Genomic DNA, 16872 nt, shown 5'->3' with positions numbered 1-16872 from the left:
GTCACGCTGGAAGAGAATGGAGTTTCCAGAATGAAGAACACCACTCTTGACTCCATGATCGGCCACATCAGTCGCTGGATGGCCGGCGTGGAATCCTTTCTCGGCCCGCTCCGTGCGGTCGCGGAGGACCTGACCGACCGCACCGGCGTCCCCGTCGACCTGCCCACCGCGCTCTTCCTCCGTGCACACCTGGCCGGATTCACGCCGCCGGGCCGTACGTCGGCGAATGGCACCTGTCGGCTCCTCGAAACCGCCGACGGCTGGGTCGCCGTCAACCTGGCCCGCCCGGACGACCACACCGCCCTCCCGGCCCTGCTCGCCCTCCTCGGCGACCGGCAGCGGGCGGCACCGGACACCGACCTGCCCACGGCTGCCCGGAAGACCACGGCCCGCCAACTCGCCCGCAGAGCACAGACGGTGGGCATCGCGGCGGCCGCACTCGGATCGGACGGCGGCGACCGCGCCCCCGTACACACCCGGCTCCACGGGGAGCGACGGCCGCGCCCGCTCGCGGGCCTGCGCGTCGTCGACCTGTCCGCGCTGTGGGCAGGGCCGCTGTGCGCGCATCTGCTGGGGCTGGCCGGGGCGCGTGTGACGAAGGTGGAGAGTACGGGACGGCCTGACGGGGCGCGGTTCGGACAGCCGGAGTTCTACCGCCGGCTGCACGACGGGCACACGCACCTGACGCTGGACTTCGCCTCCGGCGCGCTCGCCGACGTCGTCTCCGAGGCCGACATCGTCATCGAAGCCTCGCGGCCGAGGGCCCTCAGACGGCTCGGGGTGCACGCTGAGGAGTTCCTGGCCGCGCGTCCCGGCCGGGTCTGGGTGGGGATCACCGGATACGGCCGCGATGACGGCCGGATCGCCTTCGGCGACGATGCGGCGGTCGCGGGCGCCCTGACCGGCCTCGACGCGCGGGGCGAGCCCGTGTTCCTCGGCGACGCGCTCGCCGATCCGGTGACCGGACTGTACGCCGCCCACGCCGTCGCCCGCTCCCTCGCGGCCGGGGGCGGGGAGTTGCTGTGCGTGTCCATGGCGGCCTGCGCCGCCGCACTCGCCGACTCCCGCGTACGGCCGTGCTGATCCGGGACGTCGAGGTCGAGGGCCGCGCCGGAGTGGATGTCCGCGTCGGCGCGGACGGGCGGATCTCCGAGATCGGGCACCGGCTGGCGGGGGAGGAGGGTGTGGCCGGGCGGGGCGGGGCGCTGCTGCCGGGCCTGCACGACCACCATGTCCACCTGGCCGCCCTGGCCGACGATGCCGCCTCCGTCCGCGTCGGCCCAGCCGATGTACGTGGACGTGACGGGCTTGCCCAGGCGCTGCGGGGCGGGGCGCCCGGACAGTGGGTGCGGGCCGTCGGCTACCACGAGAGCGTCGCGGGAGAGCTCGACCGCCGGACGCGGGACGCCCTCGTCCCCGACCGGCCGGTCCGGGTGCAGCACCGCAGCGGGGCCATGTGGTTTCTCAACAGCCCGGCGCTGCGGGCGGCGGGGCTGGGCGACGTCGGCGACGGGCGGTTGTGGCGGGAGGACGAGCGGCTGCGAGACGCCGTACCGCCCGTACGGCTCGATCTGGAGCGGGTGGGCCGGCGGGCCGCGCGCCTCGGCGTCACCGGGTTCACCAACGCCGACCCGAACCCCGCCCCTGGCTGGACCGGACGCTGTCGGTGCTGCCGCAGCGGCTCGTCGTCATGGGCGTCGACGCCCCGGCGAAGACAGGTGTCGGCTCCCCGGCGAAGATCGTGCTCGACGACCCGACCCTGCCGACCCCTGCCGACCTGGCGGCCACGGTGGCCGCGATACGCCCCCGGCCGCTCGCCGTGCACTGCGTCACCCGCGTACAGCTGCTCGTGACCCTGCTGGCCCTCGATGAGGCGGACCCGGTCGCGGGCGACCGTATCGAGCATGGATCGGTGATCCCGGCGGAGACGATCCCCTGGATCCGGCGGCTGGGCGTGACCGTGGTGACCCAGCCGCACTTCCCGGTGGAGCGGATCCGCGAGTACGCCGCCGATGTCCATGCGGACGACCGGGCCCACCCCTACCGCTGCCGCACCCTGGCCGAGGCGGGCGTCCCGCTCGCCGCCGGCACCGACGCGCCGTACGGCACCCACGACGCGTGGGCGGTGATGCGGGCCGCGATCACCCGGGACGACGGGGAGAGCATCGGGCCTCAAGCAGCGCTGCGGCTCTTCCTCGGTCGCGCGCGATACCCGGCCCGCATACGGAAGTTGAGGGTGGGCGCGGCGGCCGACCTGTGCCTGCTCCACGTACCCCTGCGCGAAGCGCTGGACGCGCTGTCCGCCGATGTCGTACGGGCCGCGTACATCGGCGGTCGAGAGATCGCCCCATGAGCCGTCGCTTCAGACGCTGTACCCGCCGTCCACGCCCAGTGCCTGCCCGGTGATGAACCCGGCGCGCTCCGAGGCGAGGAACGCGACCGCCTCCGCGATGTCCTCCGCCCGGCCGAACCGGCGCAGCGGGATATTGCGCCGGGTGACGGCGAGGGCGTCCTCGTCGAGTTCGCCGGAGTCGATCAGTCGGGCCGCGATGCCGTCCGTGAGCATGCCGGGGGCGACGCAGTTGACGCGGACGCCGTACCGTCCCTCCTCGGCGGCGAGGGCGCGCGCCACCGCCTCGACCGCGCCCTTGGCGCCCGACGACAGCCCGTCGCGGACCGGGAAGCGGCGGGTGGCGACCGTCGTCACGGCGACGACGCTGCCCCGGCTCTTCCGCAGCAGCGGCAGCGCGGGGTGGACGAGGTTGAAGAACGCCACCGCGTCGGCCTCCAGTTGGGCACGGTACTGAGCGGGCGTGACCCTGCTCAGATGCTTCATCGGGACGCGCGGCCCGGCCGCGTACACCAGCGTGTGCAGGCCGCCGCCCGCCGCGGCGGTTTCGGCGACGGCCCGCGCGGTGGCCTCCTCGTCGGTCAGGTCCACGCGCACGGAGCCGGCGTGGCGGCCGTACGCCGTCACCTCGCCGACGAGGGCGTCCGCCGCTTCCTTGTTGGACCGGTAGGTGAAGGCGGCGTCGCTGCCGCGCTCCGCGAGGAGCCGGACGACGGCCGCTCCGATACCGCCGGTGCCGCCCGCGACGAGGGCGACGCCCGGCCGGTCGGCGAAGTCGTGCACGGACATGTCTCACAACTCCAGGGACTTGGCGATGATGACCTTCATGACCTCACTGGTCCCGGCGTAGATACGGGTGATGCGCGCGTCCGCCTACAGCCGCGCGATCGGGTACTCCAGCATGTAGCCGTATCGGCCGAAGAGTTGAAGACATCGGTCCACGGCACGGGCCTGCATTTCCGTGCAGAACAGCTTGACCTTCGCGGCGTCGGCGCCGCGGAGCCGACCGCCGACCAGGTCGAGCACGGCACGGTCGAGCATGGCCTTCGCGGCCTCGACCTCGGCGGCCACGGCGGCGAGTTCGAACTTGGTGTTCTGGAAGGACGCGACCTGTGTCCCGAACACCTTGCGCTCCTTGACATACGCGATCGTGGCATCGAGCGCCGCCCGGGCCTGCGCCACCGAGCCGACCGCGACCGTCATCCGCTCCTGCGGCAGATTGCGCCCCAGATACCCGAACGCCCTGCCTTCCTCGCCGAGCCGGTTGGCCACCGGCACGCGTACATCGTCGAAGGCCAGCTCCACGGTGTCCTGCGCCTTGATGCCCATCTTGTCCAGGACCCGCCCGCGGGTGAACCCGGGCATACCGTCCTCCACCACAGTGCAGCAGGCGGTGCCAGCGGTGCAGGAAGACGGGGACCGGCTCGTCCGCGCGCCGCTCGGGCAGCGGATGATCGGCCAGCCAGGTGCGGAAGTCGCGGCGCAGGCGCTCCAGGTCCGCCGGGTCGCCGAAGTCCAGGAGGGAGTCCGTCATCGGGCGGCCTCCGAGGTGGCCAGGGCGGGCAGCAGATCGGCCGTGGTCGCGAGCAGCCTCGCGCCCACCAGGACCTTGCGCAGATACAGATGGGCGATGTGCTCCCAGGTCTGGGCGATGCCGCCGAACACCTGCATCCCGGCGTACACCGCCTCGACCGCCGAGGTGTTCACCTCCGCCTTGGCCACGCGGGCCGCCGCGAGCGCCCGGTCCGGCGGCTCGTGGTCCAGGCACCAGCCGGCGTACCGGGCGGCGCTGGTGCAGGACTCCACCTGGACGGTCGCGTCCGCGAGCAGGTGCCGCACCGCCTGGAAGGAGCCGATCGGCCTCCCGTACTGGTGCCGGTCGCGGGCGTAGCCCACGCTCAGCTCGACGAACGAGGCCGCCGTGCCGACGAGTTCCGCGGTGACGACGACCAAGGCGTACGCCTGCCAGTGCTGCCGTGCCTCGGGGGTGAGCCGTCCGACGACCTCACCGCCCCCGGAGGCGGTCCGTACGCCGCGCAGCAGGTCGGCCGTCGGCGCGGGCGGGCCCACCCCGACCTTCCGCACGGTTCCCTCGGGGTCGACGGACAGCGCGCAGTCGGCGCCCTCGCAGTCCCAGGCGACGAGGGTGGACGTGGTGGGCCCGGGGAAGCGCAGATCTTGGGCGAGGGCGATCGTCGGCCGTGATGGCGGGGGTGTTTCCCCGAGCAGCCGCAGCAGCTCTTGAGCGAGCAGATCCGTGCCGAGCAGGGATGTGGTCAGGGGCTGTCTGCCGTGTTCTTCGGCGAGCAGCGCGCACTCCTGAAAGGTGGCGGCCGGCGGGGAGGCGCGGCGCAGCTCCGCGAGGCCGAGCTCGTCGAGCGCCTGCCGCGCGGCCGGCGGGGGTCTGCGGCTTCACCTCGTCGGCGGAGCCCACGCGGTACCGGGTCGCGAACGACCGCAGCATGTCGCGGACCAGGGCGAACTCCTCGGGCTCCACGCTCAGTCCTCCTCGGGCGCGGGCGGGCGGCGGTGCGCGCGGGAGGCGAGCTCGTCGATGATCCGGATGTGGTCCGGGCTGGTCATCGTGGACCGCTCGGCCAGCAGGGCCGCCTCCATGCCGCCGCGCGCGACCTGCTCGACCACCGCGGCCAGCGCCGCCTTGGTGGCGCGCAGCGCCTCCGCGGGCTGGGCGGCGAGCCGATGGGCGAGCGCGAGCGCTTCGTGCATCAGGTCCGCGGTGGGTACGACCCGGTTGGCCAGGCCCAGTTCGACCGCCGTGGCCGCCGGGATCCGGTCCCCGGTGAACAGGTACTCCTTCACCCGCAGCAGACTCGTCAGCAGGGGCCACAGGGCGACTCCGCCGTCGCCCGCCACCAGACCGACCGACACATGGGGGTCGGCGAGATAGCCGTCCTCGGCCATCAGCCAGGTCGCAGCCCAGGGCGAGGCTGCAACCGAGCCCGACCGCCGAGCCGTTGACGGCCGCGACCACCGGAAGCGGGAAGCGGATCATCTCCGTCTGGATGGTCCGGTCGAGCCGGATCGACCGCTCCCGCAGCTCCGGGTCGTGGTGGTGGCGGCGCAGGTGGTCGAAGTCGCCGCCCGCGCTGAACGCCCGCCCCGCACCGGTGAGCACGATCGCCCGGGCCTTGGCGTCCTCGGCCAGCTCCCGCCACACCTCCGACAGCCGGCGGTGGAGTGCTTCCGAGACGCCGTTGAGTCGATCGGCGACGGGCTTGCGGATGGTCTCCTGATCCTCGGTCAGCTCAAAGTCCACGGCGGGGGAACCCCTCTGCCGGCTGCTGATGCGTGAAACATATCAAAGGTCAGACCGAAAGCCCGCGTCAACCGTTCGGAGGGCGGTGGCAGATGGGGAGGGCCGGGGATCCGGCCCTGGAAACGAGAACGGGCCCGCACGGGTGCGGGCCCTTCGAAGTGGTACGACGGTCGTGTCAGGCCTTGCCGCGGTCGGTCCCCCGGGAGGTGGTGGCCTTCTTGGCCGCGGCCTTCTTCGTCGCCGGCTTCCTCGCCGTCACCTTCTTGGCCGGGGCCGTCTTCGCGGCGGCGCTGCGGGGGGCGGTCTTCTCGGCCGGGGTGGCGGCGGGGGTGCTGTCGACGGGCGGGCGGCCCACGCCGGTGATGCCGCCCAGGCAGAACTCCCACACCTCGTCCGCGCTGATCGGCGAAGGATGGGCGCCGACCGGAGCCGCGGGCGCCTGGGCCGTGAACATCGCCGTCTGCATGATCAGCGAGGCGATACGGCGCGGCCTGGGCGCGACGGCCTGACCGGCCTCGACCGCCTCCTCCACCAGCTCCGTGAAGAAGCTGAGCAGCGGCAGATGGGCGGTCGCCACCTGGTCCGGGTGGGTGACCAGCAGCTGGATGGCGAAGTCGGTGAACAACGGGGACTGCTGGCCCTCGCGGGGCCTGCAGGAGTCGTACAGCAGGTCGACCGCGATCCGCAGCCGGTCCAGCGGATCCCGTCCCTCCGCGGACTTCTCCCGGATTTCGGTGGCCGACCTCGACAGCGCGTCCTCGAAGAGGGCGAGCAGCAGCTCATGCTTGCCGTCGAAGTGCTGGTAGAAGCTGCGCAAAGACTGCCGGGAGCGCTCCACGACCTCCTGCACGGTGAAGTCGGTGGTGCCCTTGTCGGCGACCAGCTCCTGGGCCGCGTCAAGGAAGCGCTGCACGCGCTGCTCGGCACGCAGCTTCGCGGCCCGGGTGGATCGCTCGACGGCGCGCTGCCGCCAGGCGGGCTCGGGGGTCTCGACGGGTTCTGCGGGGACGGCACTCATGAGCAGAACGGTACTCCACTCATGTGAAAAGAGGGGGCGCTCCGCCTACCGAATCGCGCTCCATCAAAAGCAAGGCTCTTACTTCCCTATTATGACAATGGCATTCTCGTTTTACGTGTGTTGCCACTGGTACGGCGAGAGGGCGGAGGCCGGGCGTGGAGTTCGAGCTCGACGAGGAGCAGCGGCCGCTGCGGCGCACGGTGCGTGAGACGGTCGCCAAGGTGTGCGCCCAGCCAGAGGACCGGCAGTGGCAGACCTGTCTGGAGCTCGGCTGGCTTGAGGCGCCCCCGCTGGAGCTCGCCCTCATCCTGGAGGAGCTGGGATACGCGGCCGATCCGACGCCGTTCCTGGCCACCGCCACCTGATTCACCCCGCTCACCGGGCGGCTCCCCGAGGGCAGCGGCACCGCCGTGTTCGACGGCACCGGCCGGTGCGCCGGGGCAGGTGTGGATGCCGCGGCCGAAGGCGAGGTGGTGACGGGCGTTGGGACGGGCCGGGTCGAAGGTGGCCGGGTCCTCGAACTTCCGCGGATCGCGGTTGGCCGCGCCATTGAGCAGCATGAGGGTGGTGCCCGCCGGAATGTCGACGCCGCCCACCGTGGTGGGGATCCGGGAGAGCCGGAAGTCGCCCTTGAGCGGGCTTTCCGTGCGCAGCACCTCCTCGACGAAGTTGGGGACGAGACCGCGTTCCGCGCGCAACCGCTCCTGGATGTCGGGGTGTTCGGCGATCAGCATGAATGCGGAGCTGAGCAGCCGTACGGTCGTCTCCTGCCCGGCCGAGAACACATTGGCGGCCACCCGCACCGCATCGGCGACATCGGGCAGGGAGCCGTCCGGGAACCTGGCGGTGGCCAGGCCGGTCAGCACATCGCCGCGTGGCTGCCGCCGCCGGTCCTCGATGTAGTCCGCGAAGCGCCCGTACAGAAACTCCAGCGGCGAGTGCGCCATCGCGCCCTCGCCGGTGCTGCCGATGCCGCCCCCGGCCCGCGGCCGGCGCTGGAGCCGGTCGAGGAATTCCTCCCGGTCCTCCTCGGGCACCCCCAGCAGATCGGCGATGACCAGCAGCGTGAAGGGGCCGGCGAATTCGCTGATGAACTCGCCCTCGCCACGCGCCAGGAAGGTGTCCAGCATCCGGTCGGCGATCTCCCCGACGGCCTCCTCATTCTGCTTGAGGCGCTTGGGTGTGATCAGCCGCATCCGCAGTGCGCGGTGCGCGGTGTGCACCGGCGGGTCGAGGGTCGGCAACTGGTCGCTCATCGGCAGCTCGTCGCGGTGCCGCTCGATCAGGCCGCTGACGTCGTCCCCCTCGAGCGGGACCGGGAAGCCGGGGAAGGGGCCGGTGACCGAGACGCAGGCCGAGAAGGTCTTGGAGTCCTGGGCCACCTCCGCCATTTCGTCGTATCCCGTCACCATCACGACATCGTGGTGGGGTTCGCGGAGCACGGGACAGCGTGTGCGCAGGGAGTCGAAGTAGGGGTACGGGTCCGCCACCGCCCCGTCGTCACGGAAGAAGTCGATCGTGTGAATGTCGTCGGACGGCTCGTCGGTGGGTGCCACTGGCCCGCCTTCCTCGCTCTGGAACGGCAGTTGGATGGTGATTGGATTCTCGCAAATCGGAGAATCTAATTCTCCAGATCCAAGATCGCTAGTCGCTTGGGCGGATCGATGGGGGGGAGTCCTGCCGGAGTCCTAGTTCCATCTGCCGACACGGACTGGGGCCGGAGTCGCATCCCGGCACCGTCCCGCGCCGTTAGCCTCGGCGATCGAAGCAGCACCCCCGGCGATACGTCCTGTCCCCGTCCATCCGGTGCGCATCGACGCCCGGGAATGTGTACGTACGCCTGACGGGAGAACGCTGATGGAGACACCGGACGGCACCGCCGTCGGCGCTGAGCGTTGCGACGCCGCCCGCAACCGCGCCCGGCTGCTGGAGGCCGCCCGTCGCCTGGTCGGCGAGCACGGCGCCGAGCACGTGACGATGGAGGCGGTCGCGAAGGAGGCCGGGGTGGGGAAGGGCACCCTCTTCCGCCGTTTCGGTGGTCGGGAGGGCCTTCTGCGCGTCCTCCTCGACGAGGCCGAGGCCGACTTCCGCGAGGTGTGCGCCTCGGGTCCCCCGCCCCTCGGCCCCGGTGCGCCGGCGGCGGACCGGCTGACGGCGTTCGGCTGGACCCTGATCGACCGCATCGCCGATGTCACGGACCTGGGCGCCGCCCTGGCGCGACAACTCCGGCCCCGCAACCGCAACGCCTCCGAGACGGGCCGCGCGTTTCACCGCCATGTCGCGGACCTCCTGTGGGAAGCCGGAGTCGACGCCGACTCCGACGTGCTCGCCCATGCCCTGCTCGCCTTTACGGCCTTCGAGACGGCGGACCATCTGGTCCGCGATCGCGGAATCCCCGCCGACGACCTCCAGGCCACCTGGGCGGACCTGGTGCGCCGGGTGACTCGGCCGGACGGCTTCCTGGTCGGCTGATCTTGTCGCAGGAACTACCCGGGTGCCGGGCGAGCCACGGGTACGACGGCTTCGCTCGTGTACACGAGGAAGGTCAGCGACTCCTGGAAGTACAGACGGATGCTGCGCTCGTCGTGCGAAAGGTAGCCGATGGACACGTCCTGGCCGATGCGCAGTTCGAAGTCGCCGCCCCGGGTGGACAGCAGGAAGGCCCCGTCGATCGCGGGCGCCCAGACGATGTCGCCGTCCAGGAGGCGGGCCATGTGCTTGATGACCGGATAGCCATGGTCGGACGTACCGCTGACGGCGGTGTACGCCTCGGCGCTCAGCGCCATGGCGTACGGACCGCTGACACCCGCCAGCCGCAGCGCGCTCACGGCCTTGCTGACGACGGTCGGGTACTCGCGTACCTCGGCGGGCATGGTGAGCGCCCGGTTCGACGAGCTTGAGCGCAGGCCCGCGATTCCGGCGGCGGCGTAGCCCTCGAACACGGCCCGGTCCTCGGCGAACGCGATGTCTCGCGCCGCGTCCTGCACCGGCTGCCAGTCCGTGTCCTTGGCTCCGCGTTCCACATCGTCCACCTGTTGCCGATCCACGGTGAACGGCACCCGCAGCTCTACCAGGGGCTGGAACGCGCGGGTATGGGCCGTGATCCCGTCTGCCGGAGCCTCGGCGGCCTCGAGATGGCCGGTGCCCACGCCGGACAGTTCGGTGCCACCCGGCTCGGGAACGTCGACGATCCGGCGGCCGGCCACGTGGCGTTCGAAGGTGCGTCGAGCCTCCTGCTCCATGTCGGCCCACGCGACGGCCGAGATGGGCGCCAGTTCACGGTGTAGATTGTCCATCGGCGCTGCTCGCCTTCTGTTGCTTCCGCAGACCGCCGACTCCCAGGGAGCCGTTCACGGCCGGAGATCGGGCCACAGGCGGCGCCGCATCGGCGTCAGCCGTCCCGCTCCGGCCCGGTGGTTCGGGGAGGTCGTCCAGGAAGTCGCTGCTGGGCACGTAGAACAGCGACCCGGTGACCGGTGTGGAGTAGTCCAGGATCCGGTCGTGGGACGCCGGCGGAGCGCCCAGGAACATGCGCCTCAGCATCCGCTCGGTCACGGTCGGAGTGCGGGCGTACCCGATGAAGTACGTGCCGAACTCGCCCTGCCCGACGGTCCCGAAGGGCATGTTGTCGCGCAGGATCTCGTGCTTGGTCCCGTCGGGGTCTTCAATCGTGGTGAGAGCCACGTGTGAGTCGGCCGGTTTGACGGCGTCGTCCAGTTCGATGTCCGACAGCTTCCGGCGCCCGATCACCATCTCCTGCGCCTCGACGGGAAGGGCCTTCCATGCCCGCAGGTCGTGTACGTACTTCTGCACGATCACATAGCTGCCCGAGGCGAACTGCGGGTCCTCGTCGCCGATCAGCACGGCGGCGCTCGCCGCCGCGCCCGTCGGGTTCTCCGTGCCGTCGACGAAGCCGAGCAGGTCACGCACGTCGAAGTATTTGAAACCATGGACCTCGTCGCGCACCGTGACGACACCGCGAAGCCGCTCCATGATCTCGGCGGCCAGCGCGAAGCAGAGGTCCAAGCGGGCGGCCCGAATGTGGAACAGCAGGTCACCGGGCGTCGACACCGCTCGGTGCCGAGGTCCGGCGAGCTCACGGAAGGCATGCAGTTCCGCCGGGCGTGCCCCGGTGAACAGACGGTCCCACGCCTGCGAGCCGATGCCTGCGACAGCGCTCAGCCGTCCGTCCGGCGAAGCGCGGAATCCGACGGCCCGCTGCAGTCCGTTGAGATTCGACAACAGTTCCCGGGTGGCCGGTTCGCCGCCCTGGTCGATGGTCGCGACCAGGAAGATCGCCGCAGCCGTCAGCGGGGACAGCACCGGCTGGGGGACCGGCTCGCGGGAGGGTGAGCCCATGGGCCACATCCCTTCTTGCCCGTGCGGGGGCTGAGGGAAGGCACTGCGTGCGCTCCCCCGTCCACCGTAGGGCGGTACCTCGGCACCCGCCACCGCGCCCCGGCGACCTGCGCGCTTGCAAGGCCCAGGCGTCGGTACAAACGATCGAGGCCAGGCCCGCTCCTGGTCGTCGGCCAGTAGAGGTGTTGGGGTCGCCGGTGAGCAGATGCGCGGTGCAGCGTCCGGCGGGCAGCTTCAGCCTGAGTACGGTCGGGACGCCGTTGCGTACGTAGTCCCGGCGGACGACATCGAACAGTCCGGTGTCCGTGGCGGCGGGCGTGTTGCCGACCCAGCCGAATGCGGCGCCCTCGTGCCAGCGGCTGGTCGGCGAGAGACGGGTGTAGCCCCCCAGCAGCGGCGCCGAGTCGGGCCCGGTGTCCAGCGCGTGTACGCATCGCGTGGCGGGCGGGACGACGACGGCCGCCTTGGCCAGGCTGCGCAGCGAGGAGTCGAGGACCTGCACGCGCGCCCGATCTCGGGCGCGCGTGCAGGGTGGCGAGCGCGGGGGTCGGCGGTGGTACGACGGCCATCTTCACCGTCTCGCCCTCTGCTCCCCGAACTGGCGCCGTACCTCGGTGAACCGCCGGTGGTCGACGCGGCGGCGCAGCCCCTCCCAGCGGGTGCCCATGTCCGTACGTGCGGGTGGTTGCCAAAGGTCATCCGGGTCCAGATAACACAGATGGGTGGCGTGCCCGGTGTACTCTTGTGTCACCTGAAGTTCGATCACCGAGTCGCGGACCTGGAAGTCGATCGGTCCGTTCTTGATCTGCACAACGGCGTTGTCCGCGAACTTCCCGTCCAGCGGCGTGAAGTCGAGGTATGCCTGCCGGTCCCACTTCTCGTCGCTGTCGTGCACGAACGCACGCCACATCACGATCCCGCCGTACGGTCTCAGGGTGTCCGCCAGCAGTTGGCCCCGTCGGCGTGGGCGCGTCCGTAGTCCAGCGGCCCGGGGCGGCCCTCGGAGTTGGCCTTCACCAGGAAACCGCCGAAGTCCTCGATCCTGCCGTAGATCTCCTCGGCCTTCTTCGTCCACCAACCGCGCACCGCCGGGTCAAGGGGGTCGGCGGTGTCCAGCCCGCCCAGGTCGATGGGGGCGGCGAAGTTCGCGGTGACGTACAGCGCCACGCCGTAGCGGCGCAGCACGCCGGCCAGCGCGGCCGGCTTGGTCAGGAACGGCTCGGCGAGGTAGTCCGCGGGCGTGTTGACATTATTGATCACGGCGCCGTTGATGCCGAGCGAGGCCATGACCTCACGCGTGTGCCGAGCAGTCCGGTGAGCCCGCGGGTCAACTCGTCCACCGCCGACTGTTGGAGCGGGCCGCCTCCTTGCCGGACCAGGAACTGCAAGGCGGCACGGTATCGCTGGAGTTGAACCGGGATCCGCCACCTGTCTACGTTCCGCGCAATCCCCGGCTGTTCATCGCCAGTCGGTTCCCTTCGTATTCAGCGCCCCGACGTCGTCTCGTGGCGCATATGTTCCGTACGGATGACGCTGTGGTTCAAGCGACTGCCGGGCCGGCTTCCTAGTCTTTGGGCGTAGGGACGAATCGAGGCACTTCGAAGTTGACGAATGCGGTGTTCTTGTATCGCCATGGAAAGGACGCGAGTTGAGCAACACCGACAGCAGCGACGCCATTACGGCTACGCCGCCCGTTCCCTCCCCGGCGACGCTGATGGGCCAGATGCTGGGTGGGTTCCAGATTTCCCAGGCGTTGTACGTCGTGGCCAAGTTGAACGTGGCCACCCAGCTCGCGTCAGGGCCTCGACCCGTCGAGGGGTTGGCGGAGGAGATCGGTGCCGACAAGAGCGCTCTGCGACGCCTTCTGCGCACGCTCGCACCGCTCGGGCTCTTTCGCCATGTCGAGGACACGGTCGAGGCGACGCCCTTCGGGGAGCTGCTGTCCGCGACGCACCCCGCGTCGCTCCGGGATGTGGCCCTGTGCTGGATGGAGACCCACTACCAACCGTTCAGCCAGCTGCTGGGCACCGTCATGACGGGTGAACCCGCGGCCGAGATCCACTTCGGGAAGCCCTTCTTCGAGTGGCTGGGCGAAGACCCGGCGCGCTTCTCGCTGCTGAGCGGCGCCATGGCCAATGTGACGGGCAGTCTGCGGGCCGGCATATTCGACGGTTACGCGCTGCCTGAAGGAAAGGTCGTGGCCGACATCGGCGGCTCCGACGGCACGGTCATGGCCGAGCTGCTCGGCCGCCACGCGGACCGTCATGGGATTGTCTTCGACCTTCCGCATGTCGTGTCCGACGCATACGACGTGCTGAGAAAACAGGGCATTGCGGGCCGGGTCGAGGTTGTCGGGGGAGACTTCTTCGACGAGGTGCCGACCGCGGACGTCTATGTGCTGTCGTACATCCTGCACGACTGGGACGACGCATCATGCGGCCGGATACTTGGTTCGCTCGTGCAGGCCGCGAACCCGGGGGCACGACTCGTGGTGATCGAAGCGGTTCTGCCGGAGGGTGACGAGCCTCATCTCGCCAAGACGGTCGACTTGACGATGCTGGCCATGCACACAGGTCGTGAGCGGACCGCGAACGAGTACGACGAACTGCTCGACAAATCGGGCTTCACGCTCGACCGGATCCTGCCAACGCCTTCGCCCTTCGCCATGATCGAGGCGACGCTCCGTTAGCCCGCGCCTTTCGCGCGCCGCCGACGAGGGGGACGATCAGATGACTGCGCCGTTCGTAGCGGGGCCGAATGAACTGGTGGGGAACGCCCCGCTGACTCCGGCGCCATCCGGCGCGCGTCCCGCGATAGTCGGTGTGGGAACCGCCGTATCGCCGCGTTCCTATACGCAGGACGAAGTTCTCGACTACTTCGGCATCACCGACGAGCGGGTGCGTTCGGTATTCCACAACAGTGCGATCGAGCGCCGTTACCTCACCCTGCCGCCCACCGACTCCCATGGGCGTCCGGTCACCGAGACCCAGGGCGACCTCCTGCGTAAACACGGCCGCTTGGGAGTGGAGTTGGGCGCCGCCGCTGTGCGCGCCTGCGTGGAGGCGTCGGGACGCACCCTCGACGACCTCGGCTACCTGTGCTGCGTGTCGAGTTCGGGACTCCTCATCCCGGGACTGAGCGCCCTGCTGATCAAGGACATGGGGCTGAGTCCTCGCCTGAGCAGGCTCGATGTGGTTGGCATGGGGTGCAACGCGGGCCTCAACGCGCTGAACGCGGTGGCCGGCTGGAGTACGGCCAATCCGGGGCGCGTCGCCCTGATGGTGTGTGTGGAGGTGTGCTCGGCAGCGTACGTACTCGACGCCACCATGCGCACGTCCGTCGTCAACAGCCTGTTCGGCGACGGTGCGGCAGCGGTGGCGGTCAGCACGGGGGCGGTGGCCGTGGAGCCCGGCCCGGCACCGCGCCTGTTACGTTTCGCCAGCCACATCATTCCCGAGGCCTCCGGCGCCATGGGCAGCGACTGGGACGACACAGCCGGAAAGTTCCGGTTCTTTCTGGACCGGGACGTCCCCTCCGTACTCGGCGCGGATGTCGAAACCGTTGTCGACCGGCTCCTGGACGGCACGGGACTGGGGCGCGGCGATGTGGCGCACTGGGTGATCCACTCCGGCGGAAAGAAAATCGTCGAATCCGTCCGATCGAATCTGGGTCTCACCCGCCATGACGTGCGTCATACCATAGGCGTTCTCCGTGACTACGGAAATCTGTCCAGCTGTTCGTTTCTGTTCTCCTATGAACGACTTCTGGATGAGGGCATAGTGAACTCAGGAGAGTACGGAGTTCTGATGACGATGGGGCCAGGGTTGACCATCGAAAGCGCACTTGTCCGATTCTGAGTGAACGCGGAGGACCGGCGGTCAGCCAGCCGGATACTGTGCCGGACATGACTCACCGCGCACCCCACGGCACCGCTCCGGAGAGTGAACTCAACCTGCATGGCGCAGAGTTGACCGATCCGGATTTTGATGGCGGTGGCCACGGCGCTGATCGACGGCCGGCCTCACGCGGTCACCGGCGGACAGCGGGGAAGGCGCCACCCGGAGCTGCGGGGACGGTGCGCGTTCGGGACGTGGCCACCTTTCGACAGGCCGGACGAGAGCTGCTGTTCCCGATGCCCGTCCACACGGTGACGGTGGCTGCCAACGGCTGGCTCATCGTCGGATTCGGCAACGAAGCCGCCGCGTTCAGCCGCCGCTGACCGAGGGCCCAGGCCGGATCCGGCCGACCGGATCGACGGGAAGCCACGGACGGGACGCCGGCGCCGGCGTCCCGTCCTTCTGGCGCCGAGCGGCGCTAACGGTCGCGGTGGGGGCACTGGATGTCGTGCCCGCCCGCGGCGAGTGGCTTGCCGTCGGTGCCGTAGGGAATCAGGGCCATCTGAAGCCGTCCGCAGGCGCACCGGCGCCAGACCACGACACCGTTGCTGGTGGTGTGCCGGGAAACGATGGTGTTCGTGTCGGTGTTCATAACAGCAGGATGACCCCGGACAACCGTTGCGGTCTATTGCAAGTTTTACTGGTCGTATGTGCAAAATAATTTCATGATTGACCTGCGTCGGCTTCATATGCTCCGCGTGGTGCACCAGCAGGGCACGGTCACCGCGGCCGCAGAGGCCCTGCACCTCACCCCGTCGGCGGTCTCCCACCACATGCGCGAACTCGCGCGGCAGCTCAAGGTCCCGCTCCTGGAGCCACAGGGCCGCCGCGTCCGGCTGACCCCGGCCGGACACCTGCTCATCGACCACGCCGACGCGCTGCTGGCCCGGTGGGAGGCGGCGCAGGCGGAGTTGGAGTCCTATCGGGTGGGCATGGCCGGACCACTGCGCATGGCGGGTTTCACCACCGCGGTCAGCGGTCTGATCGCCCCCGCGGCCGGGCGGCTGCGCCACAGCCATCCCGACCTGGTGGTGCAGGTGCGCGAGTGCGACACCATGGCGAGCATGGACCTGCTGATGGCGGGCAAGGTGGATCTCGCGGTCGTGGAGCCCACCGAGGGCGGGCCGCCGCTGGATGACGCACGGTTCGAGCAGAGCCACCTGCTGGAGGAGCCGCACATCATGCTGGTGCCCGCCGACCACCCGCTTGCGCGAGCGGAATCAGTGCGGTTGGAGGACGCGGCAGCCGAGGACTGGGTCGTCGCCGACCCGGGCACCTGTGACCACGCCCAGCGGGTGCGGATGCTGTGCGCGGCGGCCGGGTTCTCGCCGCGGATCGTGCATGCCGCCACCCAGTGGGCGGCGGTCTGGTCGCTGGTCGGGAACGGGCTGGGCGTCTCGCTGGTCCCGCGGCTGGCCGAGGGGACGACGGGCCAGGCGGTGGTGCGGGTGCCGGTGTCGAACGAGAACATGCCGACGCGGCGGATTCTCACCTGCGTGCGCCGGGGCAGCCGGCGGCACCCGCTTGTCGACCTCGGCATACATGTGCTGGAAGAGGTGGTGCGCGACCACCGGACCATCGGCCACTGGCCCCGATCCGCCTGACGGGCGTACAGCCGTCCCGTACACCGACGGACAAGAGTCCGTGCACCGTCGGCAAACCCGCGACGGGGACACCCGCATAGCTTGGCGCCGCATCGCTGATGCCTGCTGTTGCCCGATACGGAGGACCGCCGAGTGAACGCGAGTGAGTCGAATTCAGACAACAGCCACCCCCATATCCGGCACATCATGGAGCGAATGACCGATCACCACCGCCGTGCTCAAGCCGAACGCGCGGAGTCCGCCCTGGAGGACGCGGTCGGAGAGGCAGCATTCGACCTGGCGGCCGACATCGCGCATCCCACCGCCGGCCGGGCGGAATCCGGATATGACGTCGATGCGGATCTCGGAGTGGAGCCACGGTAGACCGT

The 16872-nt window shown here is 70.3% G+C and carries 17 protein-coding genes and 3 pseudogenes; 9 read left to right on the top strand and 11 right to left on the bottom strand.

The window, feature by feature from the left end:
* The first annotated feature begins 30 nt into the window (after positions 1-30).
* Genes ACFV2X_RS00580 through ACFV2X_RS00570 form a run of 3 tightly spaced genes read left to right on the top strand, consistent with a single transcriptional unit; the run spans position 31 to position 2353 of the window.
* Positions 31-1083 (top strand): CoA transferase, encoded by a 1053-nt coding sequence (locus ACFV2X_RS00580; RefSeq protein ID WP_385609631.1) that lies wholly within the window; start codon positions 31-33, stop codon positions 1081-1083.
* Positions 1023-1853: an amidohydrolase family protein gene (locus ACFV2X_RS00575; RefSeq protein ID WP_385609629.1), complete on the top strand. Its 831-nt coding sequence runs from the start codon at positions 1023-1025 to the stop codon at positions 1851-1853. Before ACFV2X_RS00580 ends, ACFV2X_RS00575 begins: the two co-directional genes overlap by 61 nt.
* Positions 1850-2353 carry an amidohydrolase family protein gene (locus ACFV2X_RS00570; protein WP_385609627.1) on the top strand — a complete coding sequence of 168 codons (504 nt, stop codon included), beginning with the start codon at positions 1850-1852 and terminating at the stop codon, positions 2351-2353. The genes ACFV2X_RS00575 and ACFV2X_RS00570 overlap by 4 nt, the downstream gene beginning before the upstream one ends.
* A gap of 9 nt (positions 2354-2362) precedes the next feature.
* Here the strand turns inward: ACFV2X_RS00570 and ACFV2X_RS00565 are convergent, their stop codons facing one another.
* The 7 genes and pseudogenes from ACFV2X_RS00565 to ACFV2X_RS00535 all read right to left on the bottom strand — a co-directional run bounded on the left by ACFV2X_RS00565 (position 2363) and on the right by ACFV2X_RS00535 (position 8201).
* Positions 2363-3139, bottom strand: coding sequence for an SDR family NAD(P)-dependent oxidoreductase (locus tag ACFV2X_RS00565; protein ID WP_385609625.1), 777 nt, complete (start codon positions 3137-3139; stop codon positions 2363-2365).
* 3 nt (positions 3140-3142) lie between these two features.
* Positions 3143-3730, bottom strand: a pseudogene (locus tag ACFV2X_RS00560) (acyl-CoA dehydrogenase family protein); the annotation flags it as partial.
* 150 nt (positions 3731-3880) lie between these two features.
* Positions 3881-4435 carry an acyl-CoA dehydrogenase family protein gene (locus ACFV2X_RS00555; protein ID WP_385609624.1) on the bottom strand — a complete coding sequence of 185 codons (555 nt, stop codon included), beginning with the start codon at positions 4433-4435 and terminating at the stop codon, positions 3881-3883.
* Positions 4436-4849: 414 nt separating this feature from the next.
* Positions 4850-5272: an enoyl-CoA hydratase/isomerase family protein gene (locus ACFV2X_RS00550; RefSeq protein WP_385609622.1), complete on the bottom strand. Its 423-nt coding sequence runs from the start codon at positions 5270-5272 to the stop codon at positions 4850-4852.
* A 64-nt stretch (positions 5273-5336) separates the two neighbouring features.
* A pseudogene (locus ACFV2X_RS00545) lies at positions 5337-5528 on the bottom strand (enoyl-CoA hydratase-related protein); the annotation flags it as partial.
* 274 nt (positions 5529-5802) lie between these two features.
* Complete coding sequence (locus ACFV2X_RS00540) at positions 5803-6645, bottom strand: TetR/AcrR family transcriptional regulator (RefSeq protein WP_385609621.1); 843 nt, start codon at positions 6643-6645, stop codon at positions 5803-5805.
* A gap of 89 nt (positions 6646-6734) precedes the next feature.
* On the bottom strand, positions 6735-8201 hold the full coding sequence (locus ACFV2X_RS00535; RefSeq protein ID WP_385609620.1) for a cytochrome P450: 1467 nt from the start codon (positions 8199-8201) through the stop codon (positions 6735-6737).
* A gap of 301 nt (positions 8202-8502) precedes the next feature.
* Between ACFV2X_RS00535 and ACFV2X_RS00530 the strand changes: the two genes are divergently transcribed.
* A complete protein-coding gene (locus ACFV2X_RS00530) occupies positions 8503-9117 on the top strand; it encodes a TetR/AcrR family transcriptional regulator (RefSeq protein ID WP_385609618.1) in 615 nt (204 codons plus the stop codon).
* A gap of 14 nt (positions 9118-9131) precedes the next feature.
* On the opposite strand, the gene ACFV2X_RS00525 is transcribed toward ACFV2X_RS00530, so the two are convergent.
* The 3 genes and pseudogenes from ACFV2X_RS00525 to ACFV2X_RS00515 all read right to left on the bottom strand — a co-directional run bounded on the left by ACFV2X_RS00525 (position 9132) and on the right by ACFV2X_RS00515 (position 12291).
* Positions 9132-9941 (bottom strand): family 1 encapsulin nanocompartment shell protein, encoded by an 810-nt coding sequence (locus ACFV2X_RS00525; protein WP_385609617.1) that lies wholly within the window; start codon positions 9939-9941, stop codon positions 9132-9134.
* Positions 9922-11004 (bottom strand): Dyp-type peroxidase, encoded by a 1083-nt coding sequence (locus ACFV2X_RS00520; RefSeq protein WP_385609616.1) that lies wholly within the window; start codon positions 11002-11004, stop codon positions 9922-9924. The genes ACFV2X_RS00525 and ACFV2X_RS00520 overlap by 20 nt, the downstream gene beginning before the upstream one ends.
* Positions 11005-11575: 571 nt before the next feature.
* Positions 11576-12291 (bottom strand): annotated as a pseudogene (locus ACFV2X_RS00515) (hypothetical protein).
* Positions 12292-12652: 361 nt separating this feature from the next.
* On the opposite strand from ACFV2X_RS00515, the gene ACFV2X_RS00510 reads away from it, so the two are divergent.
* From ACFV2X_RS00510 to ACFV2X_RS00500, 3 genes are all read left to right on the top strand, one after another.
* Positions 12653-13693 carry a methyltransferase gene (locus ACFV2X_RS00510; protein ID WP_385609615.1) on the top strand — a complete coding sequence of 347 codons (1041 nt, stop codon included), beginning with the start codon at positions 12653-12655 and terminating at the stop codon, positions 13691-13693.
* 40 nt (positions 13694-13733) lie between these two features.
* Positions 13734-14861, top strand: coding sequence for a 3,5-dihydroxyphenylacetyl-CoA synthase DpgA (dpgA, locus tag ACFV2X_RS00505; protein WP_385609614.1), 1128 nt, complete (start codon positions 13734-13736; stop codon positions 14859-14861).
* A 233-nt stretch (positions 14862-15094) separates the two neighbouring features.
* The gene (locus tag ACFV2X_RS00500) at positions 15095-15223 is read left to right on the top strand and encodes a hypothetical protein (RefSeq protein ID WP_256981507.1); all 129 of its coding nucleotides are present in this window, start codon (positions 15095-15097) and stop codon (positions 15221-15223) included.
* Positions 15224-15318: 95 nt separating this feature from the next.
* Here the strand turns inward: ACFV2X_RS00500 and ACFV2X_RS00495 are convergent, their stop codons facing one another.
* Entirely contained in the window at positions 15319-15492 is a 174-nt protein-coding gene (locus tag ACFV2X_RS00495; RefSeq protein ID WP_385609613.1) for a hypothetical protein, read from the bottom strand.
* A 73-nt stretch (positions 15493-15565) separates the two neighbouring features.
* Between ACFV2X_RS00495 and ACFV2X_RS00490 the strand changes: the two genes are divergently transcribed.
* Both ACFV2X_RS00490 and ACFV2X_RS00485 read left to right on the top strand, forming a co-directional pair.
* Positions 15566-16504, top strand: coding sequence for a LysR family transcriptional regulator (locus ACFV2X_RS00490; RefSeq protein ID WP_385609611.1), 939 nt, complete (start codon positions 15566-15568; stop codon positions 16502-16504).
* A 195-nt stretch (positions 16505-16699) separates the two neighbouring features.
* Positions 16700-16867 carry a hypothetical protein gene (locus ACFV2X_RS00485; RefSeq protein WP_385609610.1) on the top strand — a complete coding sequence of 56 codons (168 nt, stop codon included), beginning with the start codon at positions 16700-16702 and terminating at the stop codon, positions 16865-16867.
* Positions 16868-16872: the final 5 nt, after the last annotated feature.

This window comes from Streptomyces sp. NPDC059679 (genome assembly GCF_042734105.1).
Classification (GTDB): domain Bacteria; phylum Actinomycetota; class Actinomycetes; order Streptomycetales; family Streptomycetaceae; genus Streptomyces.
The sequence above is the reverse complement of the archived record's forward strand: the minus strand, read 5'-3'. Positions and strand labels throughout refer to the sequence as shown.

Bases quoted from the DNA above. Each gene is read 5' to 3' on its own strand.
- ACFV2X_RS00580 (WP_385609631.1), top strand. From the start codon at position 31: ATGAAGAACACCACTCTTGACTCCATGATCGGCCACATCAGTCGCTGG.
- ACFV2X_RS00565 (WP_385609625.1), bottom strand. From the start codon at position 3,139: ATGTCCGTGCACGACTTCGCCGACCGGCCGGGCGTCGCCCTCGTCGCG.
- ACFV2X_RS00550 (WP_385609622.1), bottom strand. From the start codon at position 5,272: ATGGCCGAGGACGGCTATCTCGCCGACCCCCATGTGTCGGTCGGTCTG.
- ACFV2X_RS00540 (WP_385609621.1), bottom strand. From the start codon at position 6,645: ATGAGTGCCGTCCCCGCAGAACCCGTCGAGACCCCCGAGCCCGCCTGG.
- ACFV2X_RS00530 (WP_385609618.1), top strand. From the start codon at position 8,503: ATGGAGACACCGGACGGCACCGCCGTCGGCGCTGAGCGTTGCGACGCC.
- ACFV2X_RS00525 (WP_385609617.1), bottom strand. From the start codon at position 9,941: ATGGACAATCTACACCGTGAACTGGCGCCCATCTCGGCCGTCGCGTGG.
- ACFV2X_RS00520 (WP_385609616.1), bottom strand. From the start codon at position 11,004: ATGGGCTCACCCTCCCGCGAGCCGGTCCCCCAGCCGGTGCTGTCCCCG.
- dpgA (WP_385609614.1), top strand. From the start codon at position 13,734: ATGACTGCGCCGTTCGTAGCGGGGCCGAATGAACTGGTGGGGAACGCC.
- ACFV2X_RS00495 (WP_385609613.1), bottom strand. From the start codon at position 15,492: ATGAACACCGACACGAACACCATCGTTTCCCGGCACACCACCAGCAAC.
- ACFV2X_RS00490 (WP_385609611.1), top strand. From the start codon at position 15,566: ATGATTGACCTGCGTCGGCTTCATATGCTCCGCGTGGTGCACCAGCAG.
- ACFV2X_RS00485 (WP_385609610.1), top strand. From the start codon at position 16,700: ATGACCGATCACCACCGCCGTGCTCAAGCCGAACGCGCGGAGTCCGCC.